The 401-nt window shown below is 39.7% G+C and carries 1 protein-coding gene; it reads left to right on the top strand.

All coding sequences use genetic code 11. The features are described 5' to 3' along the window. Positions 1-154: 154 nt before the first annotated feature. Positions 155-401 (top strand): exodeoxyribonuclease VII large subunit (locus J7R05_RS08685; protein ID WP_208541913.1); only part of this gene is annotated, 247 nt, incomplete at its 3' end.

Below are 401 nucleotides of genomic sequence, written 5' to 3'. Positions count from 1 at the left end.
TAGGTGTTATTTATAACTCTCATAATCGGTTTGAGGCTAAGAATATAGGGATCTGAATTGGTGCTAATGGGTATTTAGATAAAAATATAAATCAAAAGGTTAAAGATGCAGTGTTGCAAAAAGATTCACAGAAACGGGTGTAAAGAATTGAAAAATGGTAAGTTTGTTTGGTGAAAAAATAGGTGCAACGAATGTAGCAGAATTTACTGTTTCCGAAATAGCAGGGGCTTTAAAGCGCGTTGTTGAAGAGAAATTTGGTTATGTGCGGGTGCGGGGAGAGATATCAGGTTATCGCGGGGCTCATGCTTCCGGTCATGCTTACTTTGCCTTAAAAGATGATAAGGCACGGTTGGAAGCGGTTATTTGGCGTGGCATTATGGAAAAGCTCAAATTTCCTCCCG

It is taken from the genome of Bartonella capreoli (genome assembly GCF_902813205.1).
Lineage (GTDB): Bacteria > Pseudomonadota > Alphaproteobacteria > Rhizobiales > Rhizobiaceae > Bartonella > Bartonella schoenbuchensis.
This window is presented reverse-complemented; position numbering and strand designations above follow the sequence as displayed.